At 69.7% G+C, this 17,492-nt stretch carries 17 protein-coding genes; 11 read left to right on the top strand and 6 right to left on the bottom strand.

Annotation, left to right across the window (positions count from 1 at the left end):
• Positions 1–10 precede the first annotated feature (10 nt).
• The 3 genes from QRN26_RS08935 to QRN26_RS08925 all read left to right on the top strand — a co-directional run bounded on the left by QRN26_RS08935 (position 11) and on the right by QRN26_RS08925 (position 2,325).
• Positions 11–658: a pyridoxal 5'-phosphate synthase gene (locus QRN26_RS08935; protein WP_056009317.1), complete on the top strand. Its 648-nt coding sequence runs from the start codon at positions 11–13 to the stop codon at positions 656–658.
• A gap of 99 nt (positions 659–757) precedes the next feature.
• Positions 758–1,078 carry a helix-turn-helix domain-containing protein gene (locus tag QRN26_RS08930; protein WP_056009319.1) on the top strand — a complete coding sequence of 107 codons (321 nt, stop codon included), beginning with the start codon at positions 758–760 and terminating at the stop codon, positions 1,076–1,078.
• Positions 1,075–2,325, top strand: coding sequence for a type II toxin-antitoxin system HipA family toxin (locus tag QRN26_RS08925; protein ID WP_285036291.1), 1,251 nt, complete (start codon positions 1,075–1,077; stop codon positions 2,323–2,325). Before QRN26_RS08930 ends, QRN26_RS08925 begins: the two co-directional genes overlap by 4 nt.
• Positions 2,326–2,358: 33 nt before the next feature.
• Here the strand turns inward: QRN26_RS08925 and QRN26_RS08920 are convergent, their stop codons facing one another.
• Both QRN26_RS08920 and QRN26_RS08915 read right to left on the bottom strand, forming a co-directional pair.
• Positions 2,359–5,235 (bottom strand): MMPL family transporter, encoded by a 2,877-nt coding sequence (locus tag QRN26_RS08920; RefSeq protein WP_285036290.1) that lies wholly within the window; start codon positions 5,233–5,235, stop codon positions 2,359–2,361.
• A 61-nt stretch (positions 5,236–5,296) separates the two neighbouring features.
• Positions 5,297–5,944, bottom strand: coding sequence for a TetR/AcrR family transcriptional regulator (locus QRN26_RS08915; protein WP_056009323.1), 648 nt, complete (start codon positions 5,942–5,944; stop codon positions 5,297–5,299).
• Positions 5,945–6,102: 158 nt separating this feature from the next.
• Between QRN26_RS08915 and QRN26_RS08910 the strand changes: the two genes are divergently transcribed.
• Positions 6,103–7,314: an MFS transporter gene (locus tag QRN26_RS08910; protein WP_285036289.1), complete on the top strand. Its 1,212-nt coding sequence runs from the start codon at positions 6,103–6,105 to the stop codon at positions 7,312–7,314.
• 33 nt (positions 7,315–7,347) lie between these two features.
• Here QRN26_RS08910 and QRN26_RS08905 read toward each other — a convergent pair whose 3' ends face one another.
• Together QRN26_RS08905 and QRN26_RS08900 are read right to left on the bottom strand one after the other, a co-directional pair.
• Positions 7,348–8,214: a helix-turn-helix transcriptional regulator gene (locus tag QRN26_RS08905; RefSeq protein ID WP_285036288.1), complete on the bottom strand. Its 867-nt coding sequence runs from the start codon at positions 8,212–8,214 to the stop codon at positions 7,348–7,350.
• 54 nt (positions 8,215–8,268) lie between these two features.
• On the bottom strand, positions 8,269–9,420 hold the full coding sequence (locus QRN26_RS08900; RefSeq protein WP_285036287.1) for a hypothetical protein: 1,152 nt from the start codon (positions 9,418–9,420) through the stop codon (positions 8,269–8,271).
• A 182-nt stretch (positions 9,421–9,602) separates the two neighbouring features.
• Between QRN26_RS08900 and QRN26_RS08895 the strand changes: the two genes are divergently transcribed.
• On the top strand, positions 9,603–10,553 hold the full coding sequence (locus QRN26_RS08895) for a manganese catalase family protein (protein WP_285036286.1): 951 nt from the start codon (positions 9,603–9,605) through the stop codon (positions 10,551–10,553).
• A gap of 49 nt (positions 10,554–10,602) precedes the next feature.
• Here QRN26_RS08895 and QRN26_RS08890 read toward each other — a convergent pair whose 3' ends face one another.
• Positions 10,603–11,148: a CGNR zinc finger domain-containing protein gene (locus QRN26_RS08890; RefSeq protein WP_285036285.1), complete on the bottom strand. Its 546-nt coding sequence runs from the start codon at positions 11,146–11,148 to the stop codon at positions 10,603–10,605.
• A 53-nt stretch (positions 11,149–11,201) separates the two neighbouring features.
• On the opposite strand from QRN26_RS08890, the gene QRN26_RS08885 reads away from it, so the two are divergent.
• Positions 11,202–11,594, top strand: coding sequence for a carboxymuconolactone decarboxylase family protein (locus QRN26_RS08885; RefSeq protein WP_285036284.1), 393 nt, complete (start codon positions 11,202–11,204; stop codon positions 11,592–11,594).
• Positions 11,591–12,499 carry a phosphotriesterase family protein gene (locus QRN26_RS08880; protein ID WP_285036283.1) on the top strand — a complete coding sequence of 303 codons (909 nt, stop codon included), beginning with the start codon at positions 11,591–11,593 and terminating at the stop codon, positions 12,497–12,499. The genes QRN26_RS08885 and QRN26_RS08880 overlap by 4 nt, the downstream gene beginning before the upstream one ends.
• 83 nt (positions 12,500–12,582) lie before the next feature.
• Here QRN26_RS08880 and QRN26_RS08875 read toward each other — a convergent pair whose 3' ends face one another.
• Positions 12,583–12,978: an Abi family protein gene (locus tag QRN26_RS08875; protein ID WP_285036282.1), complete on the bottom strand. Its 396-nt coding sequence runs from the start codon at positions 12,976–12,978 to the stop codon at positions 12,583–12,585.
• Between the two features lie 449 nt (positions 12,979–13,427).
• Between QRN26_RS08875 and kdpF the strand changes: the two genes are divergently transcribed.
• Genes kdpF through kdpB form a run of 4 tightly spaced genes read left to right on the top strand, consistent with a single transcriptional unit; the run spans position 13,428 to position 17,481 of the window.
• Positions 13,428–13,517 carry a K(+)-transporting ATPase subunit F gene (gene kdpF / locus QRN26_RS08870; RefSeq protein ID WP_285036281.1) on the top strand — a complete coding sequence of 30 codons (90 nt, stop codon included), beginning with the start codon at positions 13,428–13,430 and terminating at the stop codon, positions 13,515–13,517.
• Positions 13,517–15,190: a potassium-transporting ATPase subunit KdpA gene (gene kdpA, locus QRN26_RS08865; protein WP_285036280.1), complete on the top strand. Its 1,674-nt coding sequence runs from the start codon at positions 13,517–13,519 to the stop codon at positions 15,188–15,190. Before kdpF ends, kdpA begins: the two co-directional genes overlap by 1 nt.
• Entirely contained in the window at positions 15,187–15,312 is a 126-nt protein-coding gene (locus tag QRN26_RS08860; RefSeq protein WP_285036279.1) for a hypothetical protein, read from the top strand. Before kdpA ends, QRN26_RS08860 begins: the two co-directional genes overlap by 4 nt.
• Positions 15,313–15,315: 3 nt before the next feature.
• Entirely contained in the window at positions 15,316–17,481 is a 2,166-nt protein-coding gene (gene kdpB, locus QRN26_RS08855; RefSeq protein WP_285036278.1) for a potassium-transporting ATPase subunit KdpB, read from the top strand.
• Positions 17,482–17,492: the final 11 nt, after the last annotated feature.

Raw genomic sequence — 17,492 nt, 5'->3', positions numbered from 1 at the left:
GGCTCGCGCCATGAGCGCTGAACCCCTCTCCGGAGACGACTCCCTGCACCTGCCCGAGTTCGAGACCCCGCCGACCGAGCCGATGCCGCTCGCCCAGGCGTGGTTGGCCGCAGCCGTGGAGCGCGAGGTGAGCGAGCCCCGCTCGATGACCCTCGCCACCGCCACCGCCGTCGGCGTCGTCAGCGCCCGGACCGTGGACGTGAAGACGATCGACGGTCGCGGCCTGGTGTTCGGCACCTCGACCGAGAGCCGCAAGGGCGGTCAGTTGACGGAGAACCCGAGCGCAGCCCTGCAGGTGTACTGGCGCGAGACGATGCAGCAGCTCCGCTTCGAGGGCCGGGTCGAGCGGTTGAGCGACGAGGAGTCGGACGCACTGTTCGCCGACCGCTCGCCGAAGTCCCGGGCCGCCACAGCGGTCGCGCACCAGTCGACGCCGTTCGCCGAGGGCCCGGAGGAGACGCTCGACGCGCTCATCGCCCGCGCGAACGAGCTGCTCGAGCGTTCGGGTGACGACGTGCCGCGGCCGGCCACCTGGGTCGGCTACCGGCTCGTCCCCGACATGGTCGAGTTCTGGCACGCCAGTCGCGACCGCATGCACCGGCGACTCCGCTACCTCGCGGCCGACGGCGGCTGGATCGTCGACCGCCTGCAGCCGTAACGGGGAGGCGACCACCGGCCGCCACCCCGTATGGAGAGAATTTCCGCCATTAACGCGTATAATGACGAAGATGATCGCCATTATCGAGAAGGTGCCATCATGGCCGCCGGTCCGGGTCTGAGCCGCGAGATGGTCCGTCTCGGATCGAACGTCCGAGCCTGGCGCAAGATCGTCGGCCTGACGGCGGACATCGTCGCTGAGCGCGCCGGCATCTCGCGGGACACGCTGCGCGCCATCGAGAACGGACGGTCGACCTCCTCCGAGAACCTGTTCGCAGCACTCCGAGCCGTCGGGATCCTGTCCCAGGTCATCGACGCATCAGATCCTCTGGCGAGTGATTTCGGCTCGCGGAACTTCGCTCGAGCTGGCGTCGAGCGCGTCCGGATCCCTGCACCGACGCCCGCAGACGATCAACGATGACCGTCGACCTGGCGCCCGACCACCTGGTCGAGGCGAACGTGAGCATCGTCCTGCCAGACGGAGTCGAAGTCCCGGCCGGCCGGGTGGCGACCGACGGGCACCCGGGGTCGGCCGCGCCGGGCATCGTCTTCCGATACGCGGACTCGTTCCTCCTCGATCCACGCGGCTACGACCTGTCGCCCGACATGCCCCGAAGTGCTGGTCCGCTCCGCGCATGGTCCGGCCGCGAAGCGCTCGGCGCACTCGGCGACGCCATGCCCGACAGCTGGGGGCGTCGGATCATCCGCGCCGGAACGCAGGCGCGAAGCGGTCTGGACTACCTGCTGCACGTGAACGACGAGACCCGTCAGGGCGCCTTACGTTTCGCGGTGGAAGGCACGTTCCTCGGGCGACGCACCCATCCCGTGGCCCAGGTCCACGACCTGCCCCGGATCCTCGCAGCAGCACGGGCATTCGAGACGGGCACCGAGTCCGACGATGAGCTCGCGGTGCTGATCGAGGCAGGGACCAGTGCCGGAGGAGCGCGACCGAAGGCGGTCGTCCGCCATCACGACGCACTCTGGATGGCGAAGTTCGCTCGCGACACCGAATACTCCGACCCGATGGCCTGGGAGGCGACCGCACTCGCGCTCGCACGTCAGGCGGGTGTCGAGACACCGGACTTCGAGCTGGAACGGATCGCCGAGGGCCGGTCGATCCTGCTCACCAAACGATTCGACCGCATCGGCGAGCAGCGCATCGGGTATCTCAGTGCTCACTCGCTCACGACGAAACCGGAGAACCAGCCCCTGTCGTACGTCCACCTGGCCGAGGCAGTCGCGTTCGCCAGTCCGACCCCGCGAGTGGATCTCGCCGAACTGTTCCGACGAGTCGCGCTCAGCCTGCTCATCGGCAACGTGGACGACCATTTCCGGAACCACGGATTCCTCCGGCAACACACCGGCTGGAAGCTGTCACCCGTCTTCGACCTGGAACCGAACAAGCGCCCCGACCGGGTGGAAGCCACTCCCATCACCGAAGGAGGCGAACGATACGGTCGTGACATCCGCGAACTCTGCGCGGTGCACGACGCGTTCCGCCTCTCGGCGACGGCCGCCGCTTCGATCATCCGCGACACAGCGGAGCGCACGATGGACTGGCGGACGGTCGCGATCGGTTACGGCATCTCGCCTGAGGCCGCGGTCGTCGCCGAGCGTGCGTTCGACGGCGACAACCGGCGTCGCGCGTTGGAGATACAGGCTCGGTGACCGGAGACACCGGTCACCGAGCCTGGCGAGACGCTACCTCGGTGCCCGGACGATGACGACACCACCGGCGGGCGGCTCGACGACGGCCGTCCCGTTGTCGGCGTCGACCGCGATCACGTAGGCACCGACGGCGACCCGCTGCACGCCCGCCGAAGCCGGGTGCACGATGACGTCGAGGCCGGGCTCCACCCGGGAGACCTGCTGCTCGCCCGGGTCGGGGTCCGTCGTGAGCACATGCGCCGGGTGCGTCCGGTCGGCGGCCGCAGCCGCCTCCCGGCGGGTCAGCTCGCTCGAGGGCGAGGCCACGTGGGCGGCGGTCGCCGCGGTCACGCCGGCACCGAGCGCCGCCGTCTCCGCGCCGTCGACCGCACTCCGCGGGCTGTCCTGCTGCGGCACCGTCTCGACCGAACCGGTGTGGTGGGGGTGGCTGCGTTCGAGCGCGGCGCCCTCCACGTCGACGTTCGGCAGGATGCGGTCGAGCCACTTCGGGATCCACCAGGCGCTCGTCCCGAGAAGGTGCATGATCGCCGGGATGAGCAGCATGCGGACGACGAACGCGTCGACGAGCACACCGAACGCGAGACCGAAGCCGATCGACCGGATCATCGCCGAGTGGGAGAAGATGAACCCGCCGAAGACGGAGATCATGATGATCGCTGCGGCCACGACCACCGTGCGACCGGCGTGGAGACCGCGGCGCACCGCGAGTCGGGCCGGAGCACCGTGGGCGTACGCCTCACGCATGCCCGACACGAGGAACAACTGGTAGTCCATCGCGAGGCCGAACAGGATGCCGATCAGGATCGTCGGCAGGAAGCTCAGGATGGGCCCCGGGTCGTGGACGCCGAACACCGGACCGAGCCAGCCCCACTGGAAGATCGCCGTGATGCCACCGAAGGTCGCGGCGAGCGACAGCATGAAACCGAGCGTCGCGGTGACGGGCACGAGGATCGAGCGGAACACCAGGATCATGATGATGAGCGACAGCCCGACCACGAGCGCGAGGTAGAGCGGCAAGGCGTCGGACAGCTGCTTCGAGACGTCGATGTTGCCACTCGCACTGCCGGCCACACCGAGGTCGACGTCGCCGGACAGCGGCGACAGGTCGCGGAGGTCGCGGACGAGCTGCTCCGTGGAGACCGCGTTCGGGCCCTCCTCGGGGATCACCTGGAACGCGAGGACGCTGTTGTCGTCCGAGGCGCCGACGGGGGCGACGGCCTTGACGTCCTGCACGTCGGCGATCTTCTGGCCGATGCGCACCTGCTCCTCGATCACCTCGTCGTCGGTCGCGGCGTCTGGCAGGGTCGCGACGACGAGCAGCGGGCCGTTGACGCCGGCACCGAACTTGTCCTCGATGAGCGTGTAGGACTGGTACTGCGTCGAGTCGACGGCCTCTGAGCTGCCGTCGGGCAGGCCGAGCCGCATGTCGAGGGCCGGCAGGGCGACGACGCCGAGGACGACGAGCCCGGCCACGAGGGTGCCGATCGCACGGATCGTGCCCATCGGCTTGGTCGGGACGGCGTCGGGGCGCGGAGTGCCGATGGAGGCGCGTGCCTTGCGGCTGAGGATCCGCAGGCCGAGCAGCGACAGCAGCGCCGGCGTGAGGGTGACGGCGAGGAGGATGGCGACGGCCACGCAGATCGCGCCGACGGTGCCCATCATGCCGAGGAAGGGGATCCCGGTGACGTTCAGCGCGAGGAGCGCGACGAGCACCGTGGAGCCGGCGAACACGACCGCGTTGCCCGAGGTGCCGTTCGCGAGGCCGATGGACTCGTGGAGGTCGACGCCGTCGAGCAGCTGCTTCCGGTGGCGGTTGAGGATGAACAGCGAGTAGTCGATCCCGACGGCGAGCCCGAGCATGACCCCGAGCACCGGGGTGATCGAGAGCATGTCGACGACACCGGACATCGCGAGTGAAGCGGTGACACCCACGCCGACACCGACGATCGCCGAGACGAGCGGGAGCGATGCGGCGATGACCGTGCCGAGCATGACGAGGAGGGTGATCGCGGCGATGATGAGCCCGATGGCCTCACCGACACCGAACAGCTGCGGGAGGCTCTGGGCGAGCTCGTTGGAGAACTCGACCTCGACGCCCGAGGGGACGTCCTCGGAGACCTGGTCGATGACCGACTGCTTCGTCTCGGGCGTCACCTCCTGCTGGCGCTGCTCGAACACGACGTTCGCGACCGCGGTGGTGTCGTCGGTCGACACGGTGCGGATGCCGGAGGAGAGGTCGAGCAGCTGCGAGGAGAGTTCGAGCTTCGTGCTCTGCTCGTCGATGGTCGCGAGGTTGTCGGTGATCGTGGTCTGCTGGGCGTCGAGCGCGGCCTGCTGCTGGGTGATCGCCGCCTGCTGGGTGTCGAACTGGGCCTGTGCCGCGGCGGGGAGCGTGCCGCCGGCCGCCTGCTGGGCCTGCGCGAGCGCGGCACTCAGCTGGGTCTGTGCGGCGGTGAGCTGCTCCTGGCCGGCGTCGAGCTGCGCCTGTCCGTCGGTCAGCTGCGTGCGACCGGCGTCGACCTGTGCCTTGCCGTCGGAGATCTGCTTCGCCTGGTCGGCGATCGTCTCCTGGGTCTCGAAGGGGTTGACCGTGGAGTCGACGCCCTTGAGGTCGGCGGTCTCGTCGAGCAGCTCGCCGATGGCGGTCTTCTGCGAGTCCGTGAAGGCGTCGCCGTCCTTGGTGTGGAAGACCATCGCGCCGGTGCCGCCGGAGGCGCTCGGGAACGACTCCTCGAGCTGGTCGGTGACCTTCGCCGTCGGCGTGCCCGGGATGGTCACGGCGCTCGACAGCGTCCCGCCGAACGCGAGGAACGCGCCGACCGAGATGCCGAGGATCACGATCCAGGAGATGAGGACGGCCCACGCGCGGCGCGCGGAGAAGCGTCCGAGGCGATACAGCAGTTCAGCCAAGGGAGTCTCGATTCTTCGGGAGGTGGTGCTGGTGACGTGTGCGGGGACGGAGGGGATGGGATCAGTGCGTGGAGCCGTAGCCCGTGCGGACGCTCGCGATGAGCCGTTCCAGCAGGGTGGTCCAGAGCGCACGGGCATCATCGTCCGTGGTGGCGCCGGTGCTCGCGATCCAGTGGTGCGCGAGCACTTCGACACCGTGCATGAGGGAGGACACGAGGAAGCCGGCCTCGAGTTCGTCGACGTCGGTGTTGCGCTCGGCCAGTTCGTGGGCGAGCTCCTGGGTGGTGCGGGAGAAGGTGGCCTGGAAGAGCTGCTGCGGCCGCGAGTCCTCCGGCGCGAAGCCGCCGAGCGCGTTCCAGAGGAAGGCGATGACGCGGGGGATGTCCGTCGTGCGGAGGGCCGCGGCGACATCTTCGAACATCGAGGCCCGCGACCCCGGGCCGGCCGGGCGGGCGTTGACGGCGGCGCGGAAGCTCTCGATGACGACGGCCAGCTCCTCGGTGCAGGAGGTCGTGACGAGGTCGTCGACGGAGGAGAAGTGGTTGAACACCGTCCGCCGTGAGACGTCGGCGCGCTCGGCGATGACGTCGACGTTGAAGCCCGCGATGCCCTGCTCCGCGATCATGACGCGGGCGGCGTCGAGGATCGCGCGATGGTGGCGCGCACGCAGGGCGGCGCGTCGATCCTCGGCGGGGGCGGTGGTGGACACGTGGGTACACTACGTGCACCGATGCACGGAGTGCAACTTCTTGACACAGGGTTCACCGAGTTGCCAGCAACGCGACACCGGAGCGTCTGCGGACGAACGGTCGGACCCTGCGGACGCAGCGTCGGGCGGGCGTCGTCAGCCCCCGCCAGACTGGGAGCATGAGCACCCCCGACACCCTCGATTCACCGCGCACCGGCTCCGTCCCCGTCGCCGGCCCCCAGCGCGACCGCACCGCCTGGGCGTCCGTCGCCGTGATGATGGCGACGAGCTTCGTGCTCGTGCTCGCCGAGTTCCTCCCGCCGAGCCTGCTGCCGTCCATGGCCGCGTCGCTCGGCATCTCCGAGGGGCAGGCCGGTCAGGCCGTCACCGCGACGGCCTTCGTCGGGTTCCTGACGGCACCGACCATCGGCATCCTCGTCCCCCGCCTCGACCGCCGCCTGCTGCTCGTCCTCCTGGCAGCCGCGGCCGCGGTCTCAAGCGCACTCGTCGCGATCTCCGCCGACTTCGTCATGCTGCTAATGGCCCGCCTGCTCCTCGGTGCGGCACTCGGGGCGTTCTGGGCCATGTCCATCGCGATCGCCGCCCGCCTCTCGGCCCCGAAGCACCTCGGTCGCGCGATCATGCTCGTGAACACGGGCACCACCGTCGCGACCGTCGCCGGCGTCCCCGTGGGCACCTACCTCGGGTCGATCATGGACTGGCGGCTCATCTTCGCGGCCGTCGCGGTGATCACCGCCGTCGTCGCCGTCGCGCTGCGGCTCGTCCTCCCGCCCGTCGCGCCGGCACCGTCGAGCGGCGGGCTGCGGTCGCTCGTCGACACCCTCCGGGTCCCGGGCATCCGCATGGGCTTGACGGGTCACATCCTCACCGTGCTCGGACACTTCATCGCGTTCACCTACATCCGGCTCGCGATCGAGCGGGTGCCCGACCTCGACGCCGCCGGTGTCGCCGTGCTGCTCGCCGCGTTCGGCCTCGGCGGTGTGGTCGGCAACTTCGTCATCGGCCTGCTCGTCGACCGCCACCTGGCGGCGCTCCGCTACGTGGTCCCCGCGTTCATCGGTGTCTCGATCGCGCTCGTGACCCTGTTCCCGGGGCAGCCGTTGGTCGTCACCATCGCCATCACCACCTGGGGCATGGGCTTCGGTGCGTGGCTCACGACGTTGAGCACCTGGATGGGACGGCTCGTCCCCGACCGCATGGAGTCCGGCGGCGGGCTCGTGGTCGCCGGATTCCAGCTCGCGATCACGGTCGGCGCCGGTGTCGGCGGCATCCTCGTCGACGCGGTCGGCATCGTGCCGGCGCTCATCGTCGCCGCGGTCTCCGCGATCGTCGGTGGGGTCATCTTCGGCTCGGCGCGCACCGCGCGCTGAGGCAGCACCGACGCCGAGGCCGAGACCGCACGCCTACGCGGCGGCGGCCTCGGCTCGCCAGCGGGCGGGCGTCAGGCCCGTGTAGCGCTGGAAGGCCCGTGCGAAGCCGTCCTCCGAGGCGTAGCCGAGCTCGCCGGCCAGCTCGGCGACCGTCGCCCCGCCCGTGATGATGAGCCCCTTCGCGGTCTCCATCCGCACCGTCGTGAGGTAGGCGCGCGGCGTGTGACCGACGACCTGCCGGAACCGCTCGGCGAACGCGGAACGCGACATCATCGCGATGCGGGCGAGACTCTCGAACGTCCACGGACGCCCGGGTTCGGCGTGCAGGGCGTCGAGCACGGCCGCGATGTGCGGGTCGCCGATGCGTTGCAGCCAGCGCTCGGGCGCGCACCCGGCCTCGTTCCAGGACCGGAGGGCGGCGGAGACGATCGTGGTCGCGATCCGGCTGCAGATGACGGCGTCGCCGGGGCGTGCGCGGCCGCTCGGGCAGGGGCATCCCATGCCCTCGATGAGCGCGACCATGGACCGCTCCTGACCCGCGAAGTCCCGCACGGTCAGCGTCTCGGGCAGGGTGTCGGCGACCGCCTGCCGTTGGCGCGACGGTTCGAGGCCGACCTCCAGGAGCTCCGCCTCGCCGAGCGCGCGGAGGACGGTCGTGTGCGCCCGGGGGAAGAACACGAGGTCGCCGGCGTCGAGGTCGAGGGCGCCCTCCGGGGTGGTGAGCCGGATACGTCCGCTCGACACGTACAGGAAGCCGGAGGCCGGGTGCCCGCGGTCGAGCCGGGAACCGTCCGCGAGGCGGTCGCGGTAGGTGCCGTGGATCGTCCACTCGAGGCTCGCGAGCGCGCGATCGAGGGTGTCTGGTGCGGACTCGGCGAGGGCCGGCAGCGTGAGGGTCACACCTGGGCGAACGCGATCACGCCCGGCGATGTTCCGAGGGCGGCCGATTCCGCCTCAGCGGGCGTCGACGACGGACATGAACCCGGCGAAGGCGAACGCCGCGGGGATGAAGTACAGCAGGGTGCGGGTGATGAGCCACGTCGCCGCACCGACGACACCCCACAGCGCGTGGAAGCGCGCGCGGACCCGGAGTCGTCGGCCGTCCTCGGAGACGACCGTCCGCCCCTTCGTCCACTGCTGCTCGGCATCCATGGCCTTCCGTGCGGCATCGAGGACGCTCTCGGCATCCTGCCCCACCACCCGTTCGTCGCGGTACCGCTCGGCCTTCCGGACGAGTCGCGGGACGAGGTCGGTGAGGATGGCGTCGACGGCGATCCACGGTGCCGGGTAGGCGAAGTCGGCGGCGGGCTTGCTGAAGAACACGACGCGGTCGTCGAGGATCTCGACGTTGTAGTACGCGGCGGTGCTGATGAGCGACGACATCACGTCCGGCGTCAGGACGTACCGGGCGTCGACCCCGTAGCCCGAGGGCGCGTACACCCGGAACCAGCGGTCGAAGTCGCCCTCGAGTGAGATCAGACCACCGCGGTCGAGGCCGGGTGGCAGGTCGCTGCGGACGGTGTCGTTCCTCGTCGCGTCGAGGAGGAGGTGCGGCAGCGGTGCAGGCAGCCGGACCACGAGGTAGTGCCAGTCCCCCGAACGCTTCACCTCGTCGAGGAGGTTGCCGAACTCGACCTCGTCGCGGACGAACCGGGGGTCCGACAGGAACTGCGGCCCGGAAGTGGAGACGAACGCGTTGTGGTACTTCCCGGTCGTGGTGATGAGCGAGGAGAACATCGCCCGTGACTTCGGCTCCTCGGTGAAGCCGTTCTCCACCGCGGTCAGGTGTCGCCGCCACTCGGCCAGGCGTGCCTTCGGCGACGGTGGCCGTTGCGACCACCGCAGCAGGAACCAGGCGCCGGCGAGCAGCCCCACGAGGATGAGCGCGGCGACGACCAGGCCGATGACGTCGTCGGCTTCGACGCGACTGTCGTGGTACTCGTCGACGCTGACACCGACCGAGACGAGGGCGATCGCGAGATACCAGAGGACGAGGCTGAAGTAGAGGTGGAAGACCACTCGGCGCCCGGTGGGCACTCCCTTGGACCGGGCAGAGCGGCGTTCGTCGGCCATCGCCGCGGCGACCTCGGCTTCGGGCGCCGTCAACCACCGCAGTTCCACTGATCCAGATCCCCTCGACGCCTCAGCCTCCCAGCGTAAGGGAGCGTCGGACTCTACGCCCTTCGCCGCCCGGATGACAGACCCCTCGGGGATCGCTCGACAGGCGCAGGCTGGGCGCGAGCGCTCGGGGCGGACGGTTCCGGGAACGCCGATCAGAGAGGATCACCATGTACTTCCACGTGCAGCGGTTCATCAACGAGATCGCCGAAGACGAGCCGGACCCCGCGGCGGCGGCCGCCCTGCAGGAGGGGCTCGGCGGCCAGTTCGGCGAGATGCGCACCATGATGCAGTACCTCTTCCAGGCCATGAACTTCCGTGGGCCGGCCGGGAAGCCCTACCGTGACCTCATCCAGGGCATCGGCACCGAGGAGATCAGTCACGTCGAGCTCATCGGCACGACCATCTCCCGGTTGCTCGACGGCTCGCCCGCCTACCAGGGCAAGCAGACGGACCCGGTGGACCAGCCGGGCGCCGGCGGAGCGACACCGCTGTCGATCGCCCTGTCCGAGGTCAACACGCACCACTACCTCGTCGCGGCGCAGGGGGCCATGCCGGTGGATGCGGCCGGCAACCCGTGGAACGGCAGCTGGGTGTACAACTCCGGCAACCTCGTGCTCGACCTGCTGTACAACCTCATGTTGGAGTCGACGGGTCGGCTGCAGAAGTGCCGCCTGTACGAGATGACGTCGAACAAGACGGCCCGCTCGACGATCGCCTACCTGATCGTCCGCGACCAGGCGCACGAGAACGCCTACGCGAAGGCCCTCGAGACGCTCGGCGTGAACTGGAAGTCGTCGCTGCCGATCCCGAAGACCAACGCGGAGCAGTTCCCCGAGGTCAAGCTCCTCGTGGACCAGGGGCTGCAGAGCAAGCAGTTCTCGTTCGACCTCGCCGGCCAGTCCGAGGCGGGCCGGATCTTCCAGGGCATGTCGCCGTCGAACGACGGCACCGAACTGGACGCGACGCAGCAGGCTCCGGAGGGCGTGCCGTCGACGATCGCGCCCGAGCGGTTCGAGGAGTTCTCCCCCGGCCTCGACACCGATCTCCTCGCGCTGATCCAGGCGACGGCGGAGATGGAGCTCGCGGACATCGACGCGACCTTCGGGCCGCTGAAGTAGCAGCGACGGGTCCGCGCGACCCGCCAACCGCACGACAGGATGGTCCGCGTCAGCCGAGGCTCGGGCCGCCCTGTCGTGCGCGGTGGGCGCGGACGCGACCCCGGCTGGCACAGGCCGGCGACGGACACCAGTGGCGCCGACCGGAGGTGTCGAGGAACACCCACCGGCAGTCGACCTCGGCACACTGGTGCAGGAGCTGTCGGTCCGGTCCTTGCAGGGTGACGAGCGCTTGGACGGCGATCGCGGCGAGCGCCATGTCGAGCGGGATGCCGGCGACCTGGTCGCGCCACACCGGCTCAGCCGGGATCGCAGCGATCGCACGGACCTCCTGCGCCGCCTCGGCCGCCGGCTCCCGCCCGGCGACCGCCGCCATCGCCAGTTCGCGGAGCGCTTCCCGCAACCGCACCAGTCCGGCGAGGTCCGCGTCGCTCAGCTCGTCCTGCGGCGGGAACCCGACGAGCCCGAGCCAGCGTCGTCCGGCTTCCGGCGTTCCGATGCGCTCGATCGGTCGCGTTCCGAAGCTCTGCCCCCGGGTGGCGAGCAGGTTCAGCCAGGTGGCTCCGCCGTCGAAGCGGAAGTCGGTCTCAGTCGTCATGGTTCGAGTGTAACGTGTCAACCGTTACAGCCGGAACGATCGAAGGAGAGACGATGCACGAGGTGTTCGATGTGGTGGCAGGCCGCGAACGATTGGCGGGGCTGCAGGACGAGACGACGACCGCGGCCTGGCGCGCGACGGTGGATGCGGCGGCGCCGGGCTTCGACGAGTGGATCGTCGGCGCCGTGTTCGGCGGGACGTATCAGCGTGAGGGCCTGACGCCGCGCGACCGACAGCTGCTCATCATCGGTGCGCTGACCGCGCTCGGCGGCGTGGACCCGCAGCTCAGCGGGCACCTCACGACCTCGCTCCGGATCGGGATGACCCGCACGGAGCTCGCGGAGTCGCTCGTCCACCTCGTGCCGTACGTGGGTCTGCCCCGGGTGATGGCGGCCCTGCGGCTGCTGCCCGATGCGGCGACCGCCGGGGATGCCGACGCCCGATGACCCGGGTGATCCGCACGGTGCTCGGTGACATCGACCCGGCGACGGCGGGCGTGGTCGACTCGCACGACCACCTCTTCCTGCGGACACCGGTCCTGGCCGGTCAGGACCTGGTCGACGAGCCGGACGCCCTGGCGGCGGTCGAGCGGTTCGCCGCGGCGGGCGGCGGGACGATCATCCAGTGGACGCCTCGAGGTCTCGGCCGCGGGCTCCCGGCACTGCGACGGATCAGTGCGTCGACGGGCGTCCACCTCGTGGCGGCGACCGGCCGGCATCTGCGGCGTGTCTACCCCGAGGGCGCTGCAGAACCCACGCGCTCGGCCGACGAGCTGGCGGCGGCGTTCATCGACGACATCGACCGGCACGGGTGCGGACTGATCAAGATCGGTGTCGGCCCCGACCGCCTCGCCGAGGACGAGCGGGACGCGTTGCGGGCCGCCGCAGTGGCGCATCACGCCACCGGAGTGCCGATCGCGGTGCACCTCGAGCAGGGAGCGGCGGCCGGCCTCGTCCTGGCGGCGCTGGACGCCGACGAGGTGGACCCGCGATCCATCGTCCTCGGGCATCTCGGCCGGAACCCCCACGTCGAGCAGATCCTCGACGCCGCGCGCTCCGGCGCGTGGGTGTGCATCGACACACCGTCGCCCGGCCACCCGATGGAGCCGGACCGGTTGACGCGGATCCTCGAGGCCCTCATCGACGACGGACACCTGCCCGCGCTGCTCCTCGGCGCCGACACGACCACGTCCGCCTCTCGCGCGCGGCCGGACGACGACGGTCCGGCGGCGCTGCTGACGGCCATCGCACCACAGCTGGCGCAGGCCCTCGGCGCGGAAGCGGTGTCGACGATCACCCGCGACAACCCCGCCCGCGCCTGGGCGTTCGAGCGGGGGGATTCGACGCCCTAGGAACTGTCAGGACTGAGGCAGCAGGCGACTGGACACGGTGCGGGCCGCCGAGCAAGCCACGCTGCCTGAGATCTCCGAGGAGCTCATGCCCGCCAGAGATCGAGGGTGTCCCAGTGTGTCGGCGCGCCCAGGGACTCGATCGTAAGAGCTTCGGACGTTGGGAAGCCGCGGAACAGTGCTGCGACCCTCACCGGCCAATCGGTATCCGGATCGATCGATGCCAGCAGGTAGGCGATCACGGCCAGCGCATTGTAGGTGTCGTATACCTGTTTCGGATGCTCGGAGTCGCGCAGATGATCGAGCATCTCGATCAGTCGACGGTCGAAGTCGATGATCGCTTCGGCGTGCGAGAGACGTGTGCCCGGCCGGTATCCGCTGAGGATGCGGACCCGGGTGCGGCCATGCTCGTCGACATACGCTTCGGACGACCGAAACGGGTACAGGAAGCCGGTCAGACGGTAGTACCCGATCGATTCCACGACTCAGGCGGCATGATCGGGATCCGAAACCTCGAGGCCGTGGTACTCGAGTCGGGCGACCTGCTGCTCAACGGACAACCAGTCTTTGGCGTACTCGACCATGGACCTCCCCCGAACAGAAAATCAGCCCGCGCCTTTCGGCAACGGGCTGATCATGATGACTCCAGTCTAGCGCGCAGAGACGCGACGTTGAGCTTGGCGTCGTTGCGGCTGTGGACACCACGCACCGTAGGGAGGTCGTGAGGATCGACGCGGAAGGCGTATGGAAACCGTGAGGACCGCCGATCCGGGCTGCTGACGGGTGTTGGCTCTGAGCTGTCCCGAACGGGACGCATCAGCACCACGCACCATTCACACACTGGAGTCCTCTTGCTCGACCTCGTCTACGTGCTCGGCATCATCGCCGTGTTCGCTGTGGTCGGCCTCGTCGCCCGGGGAGTGGAGAGACTGTGATCGTCTTCGAACTCCTCGCCGCCGTCTTGGCCGTCGCCGCCGTCGTGTACCTCGTGTACGCGCTCGTGAATCCCGAGAGGTTCTGATGCAGACCCTCTTCGCGATCCTCCAGGTCTCGACCCTCGTCCTGGTCCTCGTGCTGCTCTACCGTCCGCTCGGTGAGTACCTCGCGCGGGTGTACACCTCCGGCAAGGACTTCGCCGTCGAGCGGGGCTTCTACCGTGTGATCGGTGTCGACGCCCGCTCCGAGCAGACCTGGCAGGCCTACCTGCGCGGGGTGCTCGCCTTCTCGCTCGTCGGTGTCCTCCTCGTCTACGCCCTCCAGCGTGCGCAGGCCGTCCTGCCGTTCGCGCTCGGCCTCCCCGCCGTCCCCGAGGGCCTGTCGTTCAACACGGCCGTATCCTTCGTCACGAACACGAACTGGCAGTCGTACTCCCCCGAGGTCACGATGGGCTACACCGTGCAGCTCACGGGCCTCGCGGTGCAGAACTTCGTCTCCGCCGCCGTCGGCATCGCGGTCGCCATCGCCCTCGTCCGCGGCTTCGCGAGTCGGCGCAGCGGCACCATCGGCAACTTCTGGGTCGACCTCACGCGCGGCACCCTCCGTGTCCTGCTGCCGCTCTCCGTCGTCATGGCGGTCGTGCTCATCGCGGGCGGCACCATCCAGAACCTCAACGGCTTCACCGACGTCAGCGCCATCACGGGTGCGACGCAGACCATCCCCGGCGGACCGGTCGCCTCGCAGGAGGCCATCAAGCTCCTCGGCACGAACGGCGGCGGGTTCTTCAACGCGAACTCCGCGCACCCCTTCGAGAACCCGACCGCGTGGACGAGCCTCGTCCAGAACATCCTCATGCTCGCGATCCCGTTCTCCCTGCCGCGCACCTTCGGCCGCATGGTCGGCGACCACAAGCAGGGCTACACGATCCTCGCGGTCATGGGCGTCATCTTCCTCGCGTCGTTCTCGATCCTCACGGCGCTCGAAGCCCGTGGCCTCGGAGCGGCACCGATGGCGGCCGGCGGCGCGATGGAGGGCAAGGAGCAGCGCTTCGGCGTCTTCGCCTCCACGCTGTTCGGTTCGACCTCGACGCTCACCTCCACCGGTGCCGTCAACTCGATGCACGACTCCTACACGGCACTCGGCGGCATGATGCCGATGATCAACATGATGCTCGGCGAGATCGCCCCCGGCGGCGTCGGCTCGGGCCTGTACGGCATGCTCGTGCTCGCCGTCATCGCCGTGTTCATCGGTGGGCTGCTCGTCGGGCGGACCCCGGAGTACCTCGGCAAGAAGATCGGTCCGCGGGAGATCAAGCTCGCGAGCCTGTACATCCTCGTGACGCCGACCCTCGTGCTCGCCGGCACCGCCCTGAGCTTCGCCATCCCCGGCGTCCGCTCCGACGTGGAGACGACGTCGATCTGGAACCCTGGCCTCCACGGCCTCTCCGAGGTCCTCTACGCCTTCACCTCCGCCGCGAACAACAACGGTTCCGCGTTCGCCGGCCTCACGGCGAACACCCCGTGGTTCAACACGGCCCTCGGTGTCGCCATGCTCCTCGGCCGCTTCGTCCCGATCGTGCTCGTCCTCGCACTCGCCGGTTCGCTTGCCGCGCAGGACCGGGTGCCGTCGACCGCCGGAACGCTCCCGACCAACCGGCCGCAGTTCGTCGGCCTCCTCACCGGTGTCGCCGTGGTCATCACCGCACTCACCTACTTCCCCGTCCTCGCGCTGGGTCCCCTGGCGGAAGGGCTGTCATGAGCCACGTCCACCACGCACACCCCGTGGTCATCACCGCATCCACCTACTTCCCCGTGGTCATCACCGCATCCACCTACTTCCCCGTACTCGCGCTGGGTCCCCTGGCGGAAGGGCTGTCATAAACCATGTCCACCACGCACACGCTTCCCGCCCCGGCGGAACCCGAGCAGGAACAGGACCACCACCACGAGCCCGCGAAGGCCGCGTTCGGTCCGGCACAGCTGCTCGCCGCGACCCCCGGCGCCTTCCGCAAACTCGACCCGCGACTCATGGTCAAGAACCCGGTCATGTTCATCGTCGAGGTCGGGGCCGCACTGACGACCGTCCTCGCGATCGCCGAACCGTTCCTCGGTGGGGCGCAGGAGTCCGGCGGCTCGGCCGTGCCGGCGTCGTTCACCTGGGGCATCGCGATCTGGCTGTGGCTCACCGTCGTCTTCGCGAACCTCGCCGAATCCGTGGCCGAGGGCCGCGGCAAGGCCCAGGCCGACAGCCTCCGCAAGACGCGCACCTCGACCATGGCGAACCAGGTCACCGCCTACGACGCCTCGGCGGATCCGTCCGCCGAGCACACGGCCACCGGCCAGGTCTCCTCGGCGGACCTCACCCTCGGCGACGTCGTCGTCGTGACCGCCGGCGAACTCGTCCCGGGTGACGGCGACATCGTCTGGGGCATCGCCTCGGTCGACGAGTCGGCCATCACGGGCGAGTCGGCCCCGGTCGTCCGCGAGTCCGGCGGCGACCGCAGCGCCGTCACCGGCGGGACCCGGGTGCTGTCCGACCGCATCGTCGTCCGCATCACCTCGAAGCCCGGCGAGACCTTCGTCGACCGCATGATCGGCCTCGTCGAGGGCGCGGCGCGGCAGAAGACGCCGAACGAGATCGCGCTCAACATCCTGCTCGCGAGCCTGTCGATCGTCTTCGTGATCGTCGCGCTCACGCTCAACCCGATCGCCTCCTACGCGGCGGCCCCCGTCAGCGTCCCGGTCCTCATCGCCCTCCTCGTCTGCCTCATCCCGACGACCATCGGTGCCCTCCTCTCCGCGATCGGCATCGCCGGCATGGACCGGCTCGTGCAGCGGAACGTACTCGCGATGTCGGGCCGTGCCGTCGAAGCGGCCGGCGACGTCACGACCCTGCTGCTCGACAAGACGGGCACCATCACCTACGGCAACCGCCAGGCGGTCGAGTTCATCGCCCTCCGCGGTGTCACGCCGGACGAGCTCGCGCAGGCCGCCGCCCGGTCCTCGCTCAGCGACCCGACGCCCGAGGGCAAGTCGATCGTCGACCTCGCCGCCGAGCGGGGTGTCCACCTCGGCGGATCCGTCGCGGGCGAGATCGTCCCGTTCACCGCGCAGACCCGCATGAGCGGTCTCGACCAGCCGGACGGCGCACAGATCCGCAAGGGCGCCGGTTCGGCCGTGCTCGCCTGGGTGCAGGAGTCGAACCCGCTCGACGAGGCGATCCGCGCCGAGCTCCAGGAGCACGTCGAAGCGGTGTCCGCCGGCGGTGGCACCCCGCTCGTGGTGGCGCAGACCGACACCACCGGCACCGCCCGGGTCCTCGGTGTCGTCCGGTTGAAGGACGTCGTCAAGGCCGGCATCGCGGAACGCTTCGCCGAGCTGCGTGCGATGGGCATCCGCACCGTCATGATCACGGGCGACAACCCGCTCACGGCGAAGGCGATCGCCGCGGAGGCCGGGGTCGACGACTTCCTCGCCGAGGCGACGCCCGAGCAGAAGCTCGAACTCATCCGCAAGGAGCAGGAGGGCGGCAACCTCGTCGCGATGACCGGTGACGGCACGAACGACGCTCCGGCGCTCGCCCAGGCCGACGTGGGCGTGGCGATGAACACGGGCACCTCCGCCGCGAAGGAGGCCGGCAACATGGTCGACCTCGACTCCGACCCCACGAAGCTCATCGACATCGTGCGGATCGGCAAGCAACTGCTCATCACGCGAGGTGCCCTCACGACGTTCTCCATCGCGAACGACGTCGCCAAGTACTTCGCGATCATCCCGGCCATGTTCGCCGGGGTGTTCCCGGGGCTCGCCCTGCTGAACATCATGCAGCTGCACTCCCCGGCGTCGGCGATCCTCTCGGCGATCATCTTCAACGCGATCATCATCGTGATCCTGATCCCGCTCGCCCTCCGCGGCGTGAAGTACCGACCGCTCAGCGCCTCGAAGGTCCTCAGCCGGAACCTGTTGATCTACGGGCTCGGCGGTGTGATCGCGCCGTTCATCGGCATCAAGCTCATCGACCTCGTCGTGACGCTCATCCCCGGCTTCTAGCCGGACCCCGT

Source organism: Plantibacter sp. ME-Dv--P-095 (genome assembly GCF_030209365.1).
Taxonomy (GTDB): domain Bacteria; phylum Actinomycetota; class Actinomycetes; order Actinomycetales; family Microbacteriaceae; genus Plantibacter.
This window is presented reverse-complemented; position numbering and strand designations above follow the sequence as displayed.

Excerpts from the sequence above, each read along its gene's own strand:
- QRN26_RS08935 (WP_056009317.1), top strand. The coding sequence starts at position 11 with ATGAGCGCTGAACCCCTCTCCGGAGACGACTCCCTGCACCTGCCCGAG.
- QRN26_RS08930 (WP_056009319.1), top strand. The coding sequence starts at position 758 with ATGGCCGCCGGTCCGGGTCTGAGCCGCGAGATGGTCCGTCTCGGATCG.
- QRN26_RS08925 (WP_285036291.1), top strand. The coding sequence starts at position 1,075 with ATGACCGTCGACCTGGCGCCCGACCACCTGGTCGAGGCGAACGTGAGC.
- QRN26_RS08910 (WP_285036289.1), top strand. The coding sequence starts at position 6,103 with ATGAGCACCCCCGACACCCTCGATTCACCGCGCACCGGCTCCGTCCCC.
- QRN26_RS08895 (WP_285036286.1), top strand. The coding sequence starts at position 9,603 with ATGTACTTCCACGTGCAGCGGTTCATCAACGAGATCGCCGAAGACGAG.
- QRN26_RS08890 (WP_285036285.1), bottom strand. The coding sequence starts at position 11,148 with ATGACGACTGAGACCGACTTCCGCTTCGACGGCGGAGCCACCTGGCTG.
- QRN26_RS08885 (WP_285036284.1), top strand. The coding sequence starts at position 11,202 with ATGCACGAGGTGTTCGATGTGGTGGCAGGCCGCGAACGATTGGCGGGG.
- QRN26_RS08880 (WP_285036283.1), top strand. The coding sequence starts at position 11,591 with ATGACCCGGGTGATCCGCACGGTGCTCGGTGACATCGACCCGGCGACG.
- kdpA (WP_285036280.1), top strand. The coding sequence starts at position 13,517 with ATGCAGACCCTCTTCGCGATCCTCCAGGTCTCGACCCTCGTCCTGGTC.
- QRN26_RS08860 (WP_285036279.1), top strand. The coding sequence starts at position 15,187 with ATGAGCCACGTCCACCACGCACACCCCGTGGTCATCACCGCATCCACC.
- kdpB (WP_285036278.1), top strand. The coding sequence starts at position 15,316 with ATGTCCACCACGCACACGCTTCCCGCCCCGGCGGAACCCGAGCAGGAA.